Here is a 13759-nt window from a genome sequence, read left to right on the forward strand (position 1 = left end):
GGTTCTCCTCAGACGGCGTTCAGCAGGGCGGTCAGCAGTTCCTTGACCACTCCCACCACTTGCGCATTGGCAGAATAGGAGTTCTGCAGGTCCATCAGGCGCGCCATTTCCTCATCGACATTGACCCCATATTCAACGCCCATCTGTTGAACAATCGTGTCCAAAGCGAGCTGCCGGTCAGAACTTTGCGTCAACACCTTCTGCGTACTGGAGCCCTGGAAGCCGATCACCTGGCCGATGATATCGCCGAGCTTGCCGCTGAGCTGGAACTGCCCCTTGTCGGACGCCGGATTACCGCCGCCGACGAACTGCATGCTGTTGAGCTGGTCGATCATCATGTTCGGCCGCGCCGCGTCGCCCAGGGTCTGGCCGGCCTGCGCCCGCACCATCAGGCTATTGTCGGCCAGCACCGCATTGTTGATGGAGATACGCGCCGCGAAGCCGAGCTTCTGCGGCGGGTTACCGTCCAGATCGTTGGTGAAGGCGCCGTTGTCGGAATCCACGAACAGGTTGAGGGCCAGGCCCTGCCCCTGCAGTCCCGTGGAGGTGCTGCGCTTGGTGAGGCCCGTCACCTGCGTAGTGCCGGCGCCCGTAAAGTCCAGTTGCCCGGCATTGGCGGTGACGGTTACGCCCAGCGAGGGCCCATTGGCGGTGCTGGCAAACGCTGCGGTCAGTTGGCTGACCACGGCCGCATCGCCCGACGCCATGTCGACGCCGATGACACGGTTCCCCGAGGCATCGCGGTAATCCACGTTAGGCTGCTTGGTATTGACGATCTTGACCGTCTGCTCGACGCCGCCGACCTTGACCTTCAGCATCAGATCGTTGCCAGGGGCCACATTCGTCGTGTTCGACGAATAGCCATTGGGGATCGCCGTGCCGGGCGTCTGGACGGTCGAAAACGCCTGGGCCAGGTTGCCGGCGATTTCGTCGAGCTGCGACTGCGCCTCGACCAGCGTCTTGTCGCGCAACGTCAGCAGTCCACCCAGCTCGCCGCCCTGGATCACGCTATGCTCGACCAGGTCAACCTTGAGGCCCGAGGGCGTCGTCAGCGTCAGCTTGCCGGTCTTGGTCTTGCTCGGATCGGTGTCGAACTGCGAGGTGGCCGCCAGACTCCCGGCGCTGTCGAAACTGAACACCGACACGGCGCCGTCGATAATACCGACGCCTGAGCGGGTCATCAGCGCCACGGTACCATTGGGCCGATAGTCGGCCTGCACGTCGATCAGCTCGGACACCGAGGACACCAGCCGGTCGCGCTGATCCGCCAGCGCGGCACGCGACGCGTCGCCAGTGCCCAGGTCGAGCATGCGCGAATTGACGTCCTGCAGCGACGACAACAAGCCGTTGAGGCTCTCGACGTCGACGGCGATTTGACCCTCGGTCTCGCGGCGCAGGTCCTGCACGGAGTTGGAGAGCCTATTGAGGTTGCTGGCCATGTCCTGGGCCGTCTGCACGGCCTGCCCGCGCGCCGTATAGTCGTCGGGGCTGGTCGCCAGGGTCTGCAACGAGTTCTGGAGCTTGCCGAACAGCGTATCGAGCGAACCCGCCGAGCCCGGCTTGCCCATCACACCCTGTAAGCGATCCAGGTAGTTCGCCTGCACGCTGGACGTCGCTGTGTCGGAAACCTGCCGCGTATAATAGGTCTGCAGGCTGGTGTTGAACGCCCGGTTGATACCCGCCGTTCGGCCATAGGTCGAATTGGCCGAGTTGTAGTCGATGATGTTCAGCGACTGCTTGTGGTAGCCCGGTGTCCCCGCATTGGAGATATTGCGGCTCAGTACCGCCAGCGCGTCCTGATTGACGTGCAAGCCGGAAACCGCGTTATTCAGCGACGTTGTAAGACCCATTCTTGAGTTCCTCACAAAGGGTTTGGGCCCGGATCAAAATTGACCGGGCCCGGAGTTGATCCAAATTCTGGATCAGCGGATCATGCTTAGAGCCTGCTGCAACATGTCGTTCGCCGTGCTGACGATCTTGGTGCCGGCGGCATAGGCCTGCTGGGTGATGATGAGCTTGGTGAACTCGTCCGAGATGTCCGAGTTGGACGCTTCCAGCGAGCCACCCAGGATGCCCGTGCCATTGGTATCCAGCATGGGCTCACCCGACTCCTTGGTCGCCGTGAACACGCCACCATCCATACGCTTGAGCTGGTTGACGGCGTTGAACTGCGCCGTCACCACCTGGGCCATGTCGATGCGCTCGCCGTTAGAATAGGTCGCCACGACACGGCCGTTATCGCTGATGCCCACGGACACGAATTCGCCGGCGCCATAGCCGTTCTGGTTCAACGTCGAGGTACTTACCTTGCCGTTGACGTCGGCCTGCTGGGACATGCCGCCAGCGCCATGCTGCAGCTCGACATTGCCCACACTGACGCCATTGACCGTGAGGCCGGTAATGGTGGTGGAGGTCACCGGCGGGTTCATCGAACCATCGGGACCAAAGACATATTCCTGGTCGACGCGCGTCCACATGGGGGCAGTGCCGGTCGCGGTGCTGTCCGACATGTAATAGAGGTTCCACGTATCGGCGTGACCGACACCCGAAGCCGCGCTGTCCACCTTGGCCCACTGCATGACCACGACGGCCGGCGCGCCGTTCTTGGCGTAGGTGGTGAGCGAGCCACCAGCCACGGAGTCGGCCAGGAACTGCGAATTGCTGCTGGCCGGGATCGTGGAGAGACGCGCCAGAACCGGAGCCGGGATGGAATCGGGGCTACCCGTCGCTGGCAGGCCCAAAACGCCACCGGCGGCCGTCGCGCTCAACGTCGCCGTCTTGTTGCTGCCCAGGGAAACCGAGATCTGTCCACCGCTCAGCCCCACGGTCGCGCTTTCGGCGCCCGCACCACCAAGGGTGCGGAACTTGGTCTGCATGTCGGCCAGCGCGGCATCGATGCTGACCGGCGGGACCGTACGAATGTCGACACCCACATTGGCGCCCGCATAGGCACCGGCGGCGCCATCGAAGAATTCAAAATTCACTGCCGTGCCGGTGCTCGCCTTGAAGGTGACGATGTCGCCGGCGTTCACAATGCTGTCCATGGTGGCAGCGCCGCTCAGCCCGCCCATACCGGTCGTTGTCGCCGGGGCGGCGTAATCGACCGTATTCAGCAGCTCGCTGCCCCTAACGGTGGCGTCATAGCTGGCATTCTTGGGCAACTGAGGCAGGTTGGCCTGATAGTTGATGCGCGTCGTCTGCTGCGCCGGCAGGAAGGCATTGGAAAGCTTGATCACGCCAGGGACTGCGCCGGAGACGTTGCCGGTCTTGATATCGACCGGCAGGCCTTTGAGATAATATCCGGCGCCGTTGACCAGCAGGCCATCCTTGTCGATCTCGAAGTCGCCGCGACGAGTATAGAAATCAGCGCCCGAAAAGGTTGGCGAACCATCCGACATGCCGCTCTTGGGCTCGACCACGAAGAAGCCATTGGAATTGAGCGCGATAAAGGTCTCGTTGGTGACGGACTTGATATCGCCCTTCTCGCCATTGGTGCCACGCGATTGCGCCGAGACCGCACCAGCCACCTGCTGCTTGACCGGGGCATCGGCAATCATATCGGAGAACGAGGTTTCGATGCGCTTGTAACCCACGGTCTGCGAGTTCGCGATGTTGCCCGAAATGTTCTCCAGCGCATGGGACTGAGCCCGCAAACCGCTGACCGCAGTGGAAAGAGCCCCGTAAATGCCCATCAAAAAACTCCGTGGAATCCATTGGCGCCAGGCGACGCCTTCGCCCATAGCAATGCAATTGCGGTGCCAACTTGGTTAATCGTTGATTTCGTTGGTTAATTAACGTGGCGCCCGGCCACACAACCGCCCAAACCGGCAACTCCGTCCGGGCCGATGGTAGAAATTGCCGCCTGCTTGTGAAGTTGCCGCCATTCGATTAAACGCAAAGCCAGTTGCTCCCCCGGCGTCATTCCCCCTTTGCAAGGCGTGGCGTGGTGGGATGGAAGGGCCGCGATGCTGTTCAAGAATGCCGATGAGTTCGTCAAATCCACCCATCGCGCGGTGACCGTGTTCGGCATGGCCGGCGTCGGCAAGACGCGGCTGAGCGCCATGCTGCGCAGCTCGAACTGGTTCCACTATTCGGCCGATTACCGCATCGGCACGCGCTATATGGGCGAGCACATCGTCGACAACTTCAAGCGCGAAGCCATGAAGAACCCCTTTCTGGCCGAACTGCTGCGCTCGGACTCGATCTACATCTCGTCCAACATCACCTTCGCCAATCTCGACCCGCTGTCGACCTATCTGGGCACGCCCGGCAATCCCGACAAAGGCGGCCTGCCGCTCGAGGAATACCAGCGCCGGCAGGAGCAGCACCGCGTCTCCGAAATCGCCGCCCTGCGCGACGTGCCCCATTTCATCGAGCGCGCCAGGGCGCTCTATGGCTACGACGATTTCATCGCCGATACCGGCGGCTCGTTGATCGAGGTCGTCGACCCTACCGATCCGCATGATCCGGTCATCGAGACGCTGACCGCCAGCACCGCCCTGCTCTACATCCGCGGCACCGAAAAGGACGCCGCCCAACTTGTCGCCCGCTTCAAGGCCAGCCCCAAGCCGATGTATTACACCCCGGCTTTCCTCGTTCGGAAATGGGCCGAATACAAAGCGCTGAACAAGATCGCCGAGGATTGCGACGTCGATCCAGCCGGTTTTGGCGCCTGGGGCTTCGAGGCACTGCTCCACGACCGGCTGCCGCGCTACCAGACGCTGGCCGACAATTTCGGCTATGTGGTGGAGGCCTCCGACCTCGCCATTGTGCGCGACGGCGACGAATTCGTCGACCTGATGGCTGCCGCGATCGAGCAGCGAATGCGCTAGCGCGCCTCCATTGGAGACGCGCCTGCCTGCATCGCCATCTGTCGCCAATTACGAACCCGAAAGAGGGTCACATGCCTATTCGCATTCCCGATGATCTGCCCGCCCGCAAGACGCTTGAGGCCGAGGGCGTCAACGTCATGGATTCCACCCGCGCCGCGCGCCAGGACATCCGCCCGCTCCATGTCGGCCTGCTCAACCTGATGCCCAACAAGGAACGCACCGAAACCCAGTTCGCCCGGCTGATCGGCTCGACGCCGCTGCAGATCGAGTTGACGCTCGTCCGCGTCTCCGATCACCAGTCCAAGAACACCCCCGAGGACTACCTCAAGACCTTCTACAAAACCTGGGAAGAGGTGCGGACACAAAAGTTCGACGGCTTCATCGTCACCGGTGCGCCTGTGGCCAACATGCCCTTCGAAGAGGTCCGCTACTGGCCCGAAATGCTCGAGATCATGGACTGGACCGCCACCAACGTGCACCAGACCATGTTCATCTGCTGGGGCGCGCAGGCCGCCCTGCACCATTTCCACGGCGCCCATCGTTATCGCATGCCCGAAAAGGCCTTCGGCGTGTTCCGCCATCAGGTGACGAACCCGCTCTCGCCCTTCCTCCGCGGCTTTTCCGACAGCCCGATGATCCCGGTGTCACGCTATAACGACATCGACAAATCGACACTGGGCGCCAACCTGGAAGTCCTCATCGACAACGCCGAAATCGGCGTCTGCATGCTGGGCGACCTGCAGCGCCGCGCGATCTATTTCCTCAACCACCTGGAATACGACAACCGCTCGCTCGCCGACGAATACGAACGCGACGTCAAGGTCGGCCTCGCGCCCAAGCAGCCCACGAACCTGTTCCCCAATGGCGATGTCACCGCCATCCCCGAGAACCGCTGGCGCAGCCACGCCCATCTCCTGTTCCAGAACTGGATCAACGAGATGTACCAGACGACGCCATACGAGATGGCCGAGATCGGGAAATAGAATGGGGGCGCTTCGGCGCCCTCAGCGCTTCTCCACGCTCTCCTTCAGCCCATCCAGCATCATCTTCCAGTTCTTGGTGTATTCCGCCTTGGTCTTGGCATCGAGATCCGGCTTGTCGTCCATATTGATCTGGCTCAGCCGCACCCGCGTCTTGCCCCCGCTGGGCTCCAGCACATAACGCACCACGTGATAATTCTCAGGCCGATCCGGCTCCCCGCTCATCGCGCTCCAATGGGTGAAGCTGAGCTCCTTGCCCTCCTCGAACCGCTGAATCTCTCCGTGGTCCTCGAACTTCTTCCCCTTCCAGTCGCCCGAAAAGGTGATCTCGTGGCCCACTTTCCAATCGGTCTTCACGTCGGTGCCGGCGAACAGCGCCGACTTCCCCTTGGCCGTCATGGCTGACCACACCGTCTTGGGATCGGCCGCGATAACGGTATCGACTTCGACAACAGGTTTTTGCATGGCACGTCTCCTTTGAGAGGAAAACGCCTGGGCCATGCACCCGTTCCGCCCTTGCATTGCCCCACCAACACCTACCCATCCCGGACCTGGCCGCTGGCCTGCCTTGCCGCTCCAGCCGGACTATCCTAGGGTAAGTCCTCGCCGCTTTCCGGCGGAGCCTCATGCGGTTGGCTTCGCCTTATCGTGCAATTTCGGACTGGCGCCAGCGCCGCGACAATCGCCAGCGGCTGGTCTCGATCGATACATTCCACGACGGCAAGCTGCGCTGGTATCTGGGCCTTTACGAAAGTGGCGATTATAACCAGCTCGTATCGCTGCGCGACACCTGGAAGGGGCTGATCGACCGCAAGGGCGAGCTGCGCGAGAAAGGCCTGCGCATCGAGGACTATGCCGCCTACAATGAAGGCGGTGAACTGCTGCTCTGCGCCATCTGGAATAGCCAGCCCAAAGACGGCGGCCAGGACTGGATCATGCAGGAAGACAGCTTTTCCAACCTCGATAGCCGCATCGATTTCAACTGGTCGCTCGGCCGCCACATCCAGGGGCTGGATTCCTGGGCCAAGGACGATCCCGAATAGACCGGCACGCGCAGGGGCTGCCTCCAGCCCCTTGCATTGCCCCACCAACACCCTACTTTCTGCCGGCACACCGAGGATGATCGCTTGGCACAATCTCCGACGACCATCGTCGACGAACTGGGCATTGCCCTCACCAATCTCGCCGATGCCGCCACCGGCAATTTCACCCCAACCCTGCGCCTTGGCGTCACCGGCCTCAGCCGCGCCGGCAAGACCATCTTTATCACCGCGCTGATCCATAACCTGCTGACCGGCGGCCGCCTGCCCGGCTTTGCGCCGCTGGCTGAGGGCCGCTTCATCGGCGCTCGCCTCGCAGAATATCCCGAAGCCACCATTCCCCGCTTCGCCTACGAGCAGCACCTCGAAGCCCTGACCGGCAAAACCCCGACCTGGCCCGAAAGCACCCGGCGTATCTCGCAATTGCGCATCGTGCTCAAATACCAGTCCACCGCCTGGTTCTCGGGCATGCGCGGCCCCTCCACGCTCAACCTCGACATCGTCGACTACCCCGGCGAATGGCTCCTTGACCTCCCCTTGCTGACCATGAGCTTCGCCGACTGGAGCCGCGACGCCCTGGAGCGCGCCCAGCGCCCCGGCTCCGGCAAGGAGGCCGGCCCCTTCCTCGACATCCTGGCCAGCATCGACACCAAGAAGGACGCCAACGACCCCGACGCCGAAAAGCTTGCCGCCGCCTTCACCGATTATCTCCGCCGCAGTCGCGAACATGGCGCCCTCTCCACCCTGCCCCCCGGCCGCTTCCTGCTGCCCGGCGATCTGGAGGGCTCGCCAGCCCTCACCTTCGCCCCGCTGCCGCCACCCACCCAGCCGCAGCGCAATTCCAGCCTCTACGCCATGCTGGAGCACCGCTACGAGGCCTACAAAGACCAGGTGGTTCGCCCCTTCTTCAAGGACCACTTCGCCCGTCTCGATCGCCAGATCGTCTTGGTCGATACCCTGCGCGCCCTCAATGCCGGCCCCGCCGCCGTTGCCGATCTGGAAACCGCGCTGACTTCAGTGCTCTCCTGCTTCCGCCAGGGCGACGCCAACCTGCTGCTGCGCCCCTTCGTGCGCAAGATCGACCGCATCCTGTTTGCCGCCACCAAGGCCGATCACGTCCACCACACCAGCCACGACCGGCTGGAAAGCATCCTCAACCGCCTCGTTGCCGATGCCAGCAAGCGCGCCCGCTTCGTCGGCGCCGAAACCCGCTCCATCGCCCTGGCTGCCATTCGCGCCACCCGCGAGGGCACCATCAGTGAAGCCGGCGAAACCCTGCCCACCATCATCGGCACCCCCATGGCCGGCGAAGTGCTCGATGGCACCAAATATGACGGCAAAACCGAAATCGCTCTATTTCCCGGTGACTTGCCCGAACGCCCGGATTCACTCTTCGAAGACGGCACGCCGGTCTCGCTGAATTTCCTGCGCTTCGTGCCCCCGCAAAAGCTCGACCGCAACGCCGCGGGCGATCCCATCCTGCCGCACATTCGCTTCGACCGGGCGCTGGATTTCCTCATTGGAGACTGGCTCAAATGAAGCGCCCCATCGCCCGCCCCACCGACACCACTGCCGAGCCCGACGACAGCATCCGCCTGCCCCGCGCCTTCCTGCCCGCCAAGGTCGAAATCACCGAAACCGATTTCGATCCCGCAACCGACGAAGCCCTCGTCGCCCCCGCCCCCAAACCAATTGGCTGGGCCGCCCGCGCCGCCTGGACCGCTGGCAACATTCTGGTCTCGACCGGTATCGGGCTAGCCGCCGACCGTCTGATCCGCGACCTCTTCGCCGCCAATGCATGGCTCGGCTGGGCCGGCATCGGCGTGCTGGCCATCTTCGTTCTCGCCGTCATCGTCCTCGCCGCCCGCGAAATCTTCGCCTTGCGCCGCCTCAAGGTCCTGGACAGCCTCAAGCGCGACGCCGCACTCGCAACCGCCAACAATGACCAACATGCCGCCCAGCACGTCGTCAGCCGCCTCGAGGGTATCTACTCCGGCCGCGCCGACCTCGCCCGCGCGCGCCAGTCCGTCGCCGACAATGTCCCCCACCTGTTCGACGGCCATGAAATCGTCGCGCTCGCCGAACGCAGCCTGATGGCGCCCCTCGATGCCCGCGCCAAGGCCCTGACCGCCGCCTCCGCCCGCCGCGTGGCCTTAGTAACCGCCGTATCGCCGCGCGCCCTCGTGGACATTGCCTTCGTCATCTACGAAAGCATCCGCCTCGCCGGCGCCATTGCCGCCCTCTACGGCGCCCGCCCCGGCTTCTTTGGCTTCTGGCGGCTCACAGGGGCCATCCTCGCCCATCTCGCCGTCACCGGCGGCCTCGTGCTCACCGATGGCATTGTCGAGCAACTGGTCGGCCAGGGCATTGCCGCCAAGCTCTCCGCGCGACTCGGTGAGGGCGTCGTTAACGGCCTGATGACGGTTCGCGTCGGCATCGCCGCAATGCGCGTCGTCCGCCCGCTGCCCTTCGAAACGCAAAAACAGCCCATGGTCCGCGACTTTATTCCGGAACTGACCAAAGTCGCCCAACCTGCAACCTAGACGCATGGCTGGAATGATATTGCTGCATATCACCTAAATATGGGCAGTTTCTTCTAAGATACTTTTGGATATTCCGGGCGCCTGCCAATGCGGACCTACAACATCTATGCGGGAAGCCGCCCATCGACACCAAAAGCATGACGATCTGATGACTTGAAACCGATCGTAAGTGTGCTTACCTTCACCGTACGCGATTGATAACGCTAAAAAATCAAACGCTACCGCAGTTATATCTAGCGGACCTCAGCATAGCTGGGGGCCGAGAGAATAACTGTGTCCGTAAATAAAGGAAAAGTAAAATGAACACCTATTTGAAATCTTCTTTCGCTGCTGCAGTTGTTGGCCTTGGCCTGTTCGCGAGTGCCGGTTCTGCGTTTGCCGCCGGTTGCCTGACCCCCGACCAGACTGCACAGTCGCTGATGGGCCACGATGACGCGGACTTTGATGCCACCGCCGCAGCCAACGTTAAGGGCTTCCGTTGCGATGTCGTGGGTTCCGAATATTCGGTTCAGCAGCCCGCCGCCAAAGTGACCCCGAAGGTCTACTTCCAGGCCGCTCCTGAGCAGGAAACGGCCCAGAGCATCATGGGCGACTAATCTATCACGATGCCAGGGCGCCCAGAGGCGCCAGGCAATCTCTCGCAAACGAATGTATACCCCGACCCGGAATTGCAGGGGCTCCGGGCCGGAGTAGGCGAGACGCCCTCCGACCACCTGATCCACAAAAAATCTGAATGACGGTCACCGCTTGCCCTCACGGGGTTGGCGGCGCGCTGTTTTGTGCCCTGTCGCTTATACCGCCAAAATTCAGGCGCGGCCCGCGGTCGCTCGAAACTCAGAAGTTGCCATGCCGCGCTATCGGTTCCCAACCAAGCCAAGCCAGCACATAGACGCATAGCTGAAATGATCTGGCCGCATATTGCTAAACGCCGGGCAGTTTCTTGGGAGATACTTTTGGCAGTTCCGGGCATCTGCGCCCGGCCGACCGCCACATCTGCGCCGGTGCTGGCCATAGATGGCCAAAGCATGACCATCTCTTAACTTGAAAGCCGCCCCGACGCTGCTTAAATTTCACCTAGACGACTGAAAACAAACGAAAATCAGCCGCCATCACCACCCTACCCAATGGCTTTCAGCGCAGCTGGATCGCCCGCTGCCGGGTATGGCCTGAAGTAAAGGAGAAGTAACATGAACACCTATGTGAAATCGGGTTTTGCTGCTGCTGTTGTTGGCCTGGGAATTTTGGCGACTGGCGGCTCCGCCTATGCCGCTCCCGGCTGCCTTGCCCCTGACCAGTCCAGCCAGTCGCTGGTCGAACACAGCGATGCCATGCAGGATGCTGTCACCGCAGCCGATGCTAAGGGCTTCCGCTGCGATGTCGTAGCGTCCGAGGTTTCGGTCCGCCAGCCCGGCGCCAAGGCGATCAAGGTGGCCCCGAAGGCCCCCGTGGCAGCGCCCAAATACGATATGCCGCTGAGCATCATGGGCGACTAATTCGCTACGATGCCAGGGCGCCCACGGGCGCCGGGCAATCACTCGCTGATGATTGTATACCCCGACCCGGAATTGCCGGAGCTCCGGGCCGGAGTGGGCGAGACGCCATCCGACCACCCGCCCCCTGGACGCGACTTGCCGACACCGCTGCCCAGCAGGCGCTGCTTCGGCTATTCCGCCGCCTGCTTGAACTCCGCCACCCGGCCCATCCGGGCTGGCATGGCATCGGGATGCTCGGCAAAATACTGCCGGCGGGCATCGAGCACCTTCGGTCGGTTCTGTGTCGCCCATTGGCCGATTGCCTTGAGCGGCACCTGCAGGTCACGCCCCAGATCGGTCAATTCATAATCCACCCGCGGCGGAATCGATGGGGTCACCGTGCGGGTCACGAAGCCATCCATCTCCAGATCGCGCAACGTCGCTGTCAGAACCTTCTGGCTGATGCCGCCGATGGTGCGCTTGATCTCGCCGAATCGCATTGGCCCGCCCGCCAATTGGGTGATGATCAGCACGGTCCATTTGCCCCCGATCTGGTGCAAAATTTCGCCGACTGGACGGCAATCGTGGTGGGGATCAATTGGTTTCATTTTGGTGCCTGACGTATCGAAAAAGTGCCGTCTTGCGGCGAATTTCACAGTCACTCATATAGCGTCAGTCACCAACGGATACCAGTGAGATTATCGTGAAAACTGTCGCAGTCATGGTCGGAAGCCTGACCAAGAATTCCATCAACGCCACTTTTGCCAAGGCCTTGGAAAAGCTGGCTGCGGGCCAGCTCAAGTTCGACTATCTCGATATCGGCAGCCTGCCCCATTACAACAACGACCTGTGGGATAACCCGCCCGAGGCTGTCACCAAGCTCAAGGCTCAGATCACCGCCGCCGATGCCGTGCTGATCGTTATGCCGGAGATCAATCGCTCGTTCCCCGGTGTGATCAAGAACGCCCTCGATTGGGGTTCGCGCCCTTGGGGCCAGAGCGCCTGGCTGGGCAAGCCCGTCTCGCTCGTTGGCACCACGCCAGGCGCCGTCGGCACCGCCGTTGGCCAAAGCCACCTGCGCACCATCCTGCCGCTGTTCGACCTGGTCGTCATGGGCCAGCCCGAAGTCTATTTCCAGACCAAGCCCGGCCTGATCGACGAGCATTTCGAGGTCACCGACGACACCACTCGCGGCTTCCTCACTGGCTACCTCGACAAGTTCACCCGCTTCATCGACCACCACGGTCCTCGTGAAGTCCGCGCCATCGCGGCCGAGTAGGCTGACTGGGCACCTCTTCACCTCTCCCTAGGGGGAGAGGTCGACCCTCTTGGGTCGGGTGAGGGGGCCTTTACCGGGTGCGATGCCTGGGAAAGGCCCCCTCACCCGTCGCTACGCGCCGACCTCTCCCCCAAAGGGAGAGGTGAAGGAAGGCAAGCCTCGCCTCCGGATATGTGTCTAGGCCGCTACGTCATCCTTGGCGGCGCTGGCCGCCAAGGTGACCTTCAGCCCATCCAGCGCATCGCTCATCAAAATCTGGCAGCTCAGCCGCGAGTTCGACCGCACATCCCCGACCGTATCGAGCATGTCCTCTTCCTCGTCGCTCGGCGCCCCCACCTTATCGAGCCAATCGGCATCCACATAGACGTGGCACGTCGCGCAGGCCATCGCCCCGCCGCACTCGGCCTTGATGTTGAGGCCCCAGTCGCGGATCACTTCCATCACGCGCCAGCCCTCGAGAGCTTCCAGCTCGTGGTCTACCCCCGCCTGATCCGTGACGTTGACGATCATCAGGCGACCCCGAGCTTCTTCTGCAGCTTGGTCGAGGACGTGGTGTACTGGAACACCACCCGTTCATCGGGCGACACGATCTTCTTGGCCCGCTGCGCCATCAGCGCCGCTTCGTGGAAACCGCTGAGGATCAGCTTGAGCTTGCCCGGATAGGTATTGATATCGCCAATCGCGAACAGGCCGGGCACCGAAGTCTCGAACTTCTCGGTATCCACCACGATCAGGTTGTCGTTGAGCTCCAGCCCCCAATCGGCGACCGGACCCAGCTTCATCGTCAGCCCGAAGAATGGCAGCAACCGCGTCGCCGGAATCGACAGATCGCCCGCATCCATCGTCAGGTGCACATGGTTGATCTGACCGTCCGCGCCATCGAGCTTGGCCACCTGGCCGAGCAGGAAGTTGATCTTCCCGTCCATCACCAGTTCGCGCATCTTGTTGACCGAAGCCGGCGCCGCCTTGAACGCATCGCGACGATGCACCAGCGTCAGCGACCGCACGATGGGCTGCAAATTCAACGTCCAGTCCAGCGCCGAGTCGCCACCTCCGACGATCACCACGTCCTGGTCGCGGAAGTCGTCCATCTTGCGGACCGAATAGAACACCGACTTGTTCTCGTACTGCTCGATCTCGGGCACCGGCGGGCGCTTGGGTTGGAACGAGCCACCGCCGGCCGCGATCACCACCACCTTGGCGCGAAAAACCTCATCGGCATCGGTGGTGAGCACGAACGAGCCATCGTCCTGCTTGACCAGCGAATTGACCATTCGGTTGAAATGAAACTCCGGTGCAAACGGCGAAATCTGCGCCATCAGGTTGTCGACCAGCGCCTGCCCCGTCACCACCGGAAAGCCCGGAATGTCATAGATCGGCTTCTCCGGATAAAGCTCGGCGCATTGCCCGCCGGCCCGGTCCAGAATATCGATGAAATGACATTTGAGATCGAGCAACCCGAGTTCGAACGCCGCGAACAGCCCGCAGGGCCCCGCGCCGATCACGACAACATCGGTGACGATTTCATTTCCGCTCATAATGGTCTCAAGTCTCGTTGAGAGGGTGTCACGCCCTCAATGGTCATGGAATTGGCGCGTTCTGCCAATCTTCGC

14 protein-coding genes are annotated in these 13759 nt (G+C 62.2%); 8 read left to right on the forward strand and 6 right to left on the reverse strand.

Annotated features, from left to right (window positions below; translation table 11 throughout):
- Window positions 1-8: 8 nt before the first annotated feature.
- Window positions 9-1850 (reverse strand): flagellar hook-associated protein FlgK, encoded by a 1842-nt coding sequence (gene flgK / locus JWP26_RS18255; RefSeq protein ID WP_299731065.1) that lies wholly within the window; start codon window positions 1848-1850, stop codon window positions 9-11.
- Between the two features lie 72 nt (window positions 1851-1922).
- A complete protein-coding gene (locus tag JWP26_RS18260; protein WP_299731069.1) occupies window positions 1923-3692 on the reverse strand; it encodes a flagellar hook protein FlgE in 1770 nt (589 codons plus the stop codon).
- 273 nt (window positions 3693-3965) lie between these two features.
- On the opposite strand from JWP26_RS18260, the gene JWP26_RS18265 reads away from it, so the two are divergent.
- Together JWP26_RS18265 and metA are read left to right on the forward strand one after the other, a co-directional pair.
- Window positions 3966-4832 carry an ATPase gene (locus JWP26_RS18265; RefSeq protein WP_299731072.1) on the forward strand — a complete coding sequence of 289 codons (867 nt, stop codon included), beginning with the start codon at window positions 3966-3968 and terminating at the stop codon, window positions 4830-4832.
- Window positions 4833-4903: 71 nt separating this feature from the next.
- Window positions 4904-5815, forward strand: a complete 912-nt coding sequence (metA, locus tag JWP26_RS18270; protein ID WP_299731075.1) for a homoserine O-succinyltransferase — start codon at window positions 4904-4906, stop codon at window positions 5813-5815.
- Window positions 5816-5836: 21 nt separating this feature from the next.
- Here the strand turns inward: metA and JWP26_RS18275 are convergent, their stop codons facing one another.
- Complete coding sequence (locus JWP26_RS18275) at window positions 5837-6277, reverse strand: SRPBCC domain-containing protein (protein ID WP_299731078.1); 441 nt, start codon at window positions 6275-6277, stop codon at window positions 5837-5839.
- A gap of 161 nt (window positions 6278-6438) precedes the next feature.
- Between JWP26_RS18275 and JWP26_RS18280 the strand changes: the two genes are divergently transcribed.
- From JWP26_RS18280 to JWP26_RS18300, 5 genes are all read left to right on the forward strand, one after another.
- Window positions 6439-6855, forward strand: coding sequence for a hypothetical protein (locus JWP26_RS18280; protein ID WP_299731081.1), 417 nt, complete (start codon window positions 6439-6441; stop codon window positions 6853-6855).
- An 84-nt stretch (window positions 6856-6939) separates the two neighbouring features.
- Window positions 6940-8391 (forward strand): YcjX family protein, encoded by a 1452-nt coding sequence (locus JWP26_RS18285; RefSeq protein ID WP_299731084.1) that lies wholly within the window; start codon window positions 6940-6942, stop codon window positions 8389-8391.
- Window positions 8388-9395, forward strand: coding sequence for a YcjF family protein (locus JWP26_RS18290; RefSeq protein ID WP_299731087.1), 1008 nt, complete (start codon window positions 8388-8390; stop codon window positions 9393-9395). The genes JWP26_RS18285 and JWP26_RS18290 overlap by 4 nt, the downstream gene beginning before the upstream one ends.
- Window positions 9396-9694: 299 nt before the next feature.
- Window positions 9695-9991, forward strand: coding sequence for a hypothetical protein (locus JWP26_RS18295; RefSeq protein ID WP_299731090.1), 297 nt, complete (start codon window positions 9695-9697; stop codon window positions 9989-9991).
- 591 nt (window positions 9992-10582) lie between these two features.
- Complete coding sequence (locus JWP26_RS18300; RefSeq protein WP_299731094.1) at window positions 10583-10888, forward strand: hypothetical protein; 306 nt, start codon at window positions 10583-10585, stop codon at window positions 10886-10888.
- 170 nt (window positions 10889-11058) lie between these two features.
- Here JWP26_RS18300 and JWP26_RS18305 read toward each other — a convergent pair whose 3' ends face one another.
- Window positions 11059-11475, reverse strand: a complete 417-nt coding sequence (locus JWP26_RS18305) for a helix-turn-helix domain-containing protein (protein ID WP_299731097.1) — start codon at window positions 11473-11475, stop codon at window positions 11059-11061.
- A gap of 95 nt (window positions 11476-11570) precedes the next feature.
- Between JWP26_RS18305 and JWP26_RS18310 the strand changes: the two genes are divergently transcribed.
- On the forward strand, window positions 11571-12146 hold the full coding sequence (locus JWP26_RS18310) for an NADPH-dependent FMN reductase (protein ID WP_299731100.1): 576 nt from the start codon (window positions 11571-11573) through the stop codon (window positions 12144-12146).
- A 177-nt stretch (window positions 12147-12323) separates the two neighbouring features.
- On the opposite strand, the gene JWP26_RS18315 is transcribed toward JWP26_RS18310, so the two are convergent.
- Window positions 12324-12656 (reverse strand): 2Fe-2S iron-sulfur cluster-binding protein, encoded by a 333-nt coding sequence (locus JWP26_RS18315; protein ID WP_299731103.1) that lies wholly within the window; start codon window positions 12654-12656, stop codon window positions 12324-12326.
- Window positions 12656-13684, reverse strand: a complete 1029-nt coding sequence (locus JWP26_RS18320; protein ID WP_299731106.1) for an NAD(P)/FAD-dependent oxidoreductase — start codon at window positions 13682-13684, stop codon at window positions 12656-12658. The genes JWP26_RS18315 and JWP26_RS18320 overlap by 1 nt, the downstream gene beginning before the upstream one ends.
- Window positions 13685-13759: the final 75 nt, after the last annotated feature.

The organism is Devosia sp. (assembly GCF_028290435.1).
In the GTDB taxonomy this organism is placed as follows: Bacteria; Pseudomonadota; Alphaproteobacteria; order Rhizobiales; family Devosiaceae; genus Devosia.

Excerpts from the sequence above, each read along its gene's own strand:
- flgK (WP_299731065.1), bottom strand. The coding sequence starts at position 1,850 with ATGGGTCTTACAACGTCGCTGAATAACGCGGTTTCCGGCTTGCACGTC.
- JWP26_RS18300 (WP_299731094.1), top strand. The coding sequence starts at position 10,583 with ATGAACACCTATGTGAAATCGGGTTTTGCTGCTGCTGTTGTTGGCCTG.
- JWP26_RS18290 (WP_299731087.1), top strand. The coding sequence starts at position 8,388 with ATGAAGCGCCCCATCGCCCGCCCCACCGACACCACTGCCGAGCCCGAC.
- JWP26_RS18260 (WP_299731069.1), bottom strand. The coding sequence starts at position 3,692 with ATGGGCATTTACGGGGCTCTTTCCACTGCGGTCAGCGGTTTGCGGGCT.
- JWP26_RS18265 (WP_299731072.1), top strand. The coding sequence starts at position 3,966 with ATGCTGTTCAAGAATGCCGATGAGTTCGTCAAATCCACCCATCGCGCG.
- JWP26_RS18280 (WP_299731081.1), top strand. The coding sequence starts at position 6,439 with ATGCGGTTGGCTTCGCCTTATCGTGCAATTTCGGACTGGCGCCAGCGC.
- JWP26_RS18315 (WP_299731103.1), bottom strand. The coding sequence starts at position 12,656 with ATGATCGTCAACGTCACGGATCAGGCGGGGGTAGACCACGAGCTGGAA.
- JWP26_RS18275 (WP_299731078.1), bottom strand. The coding sequence starts at position 6,277 with ATGCAAAAACCTGTTGTCGAAGTCGATACCGTTATCGCGGCCGATCCC.
- metA (WP_299731075.1), top strand. The coding sequence starts at position 4,904 with ATGCCTATTCGCATTCCCGATGATCTGCCCGCCCGCAAGACGCTTGAG.
- JWP26_RS18320 (WP_299731106.1), bottom strand. The coding sequence starts at position 13,684 with ATGAGCGGAAATGAAATCGTCACCGATGTTGTCGTGATCGGCGCGGGG.
- JWP26_RS18295 (WP_299731090.1), top strand. The coding sequence starts at position 9,695 with ATGAACACCTATTTGAAATCTTCTTTCGCTGCTGCAGTTGTTGGCCTT.
- JWP26_RS18305 (WP_299731097.1), bottom strand. The coding sequence starts at position 11,475 with ATGAAACCAATTGATCCCCACCACGATTGCCGTCCAGTCGGCGAAATT.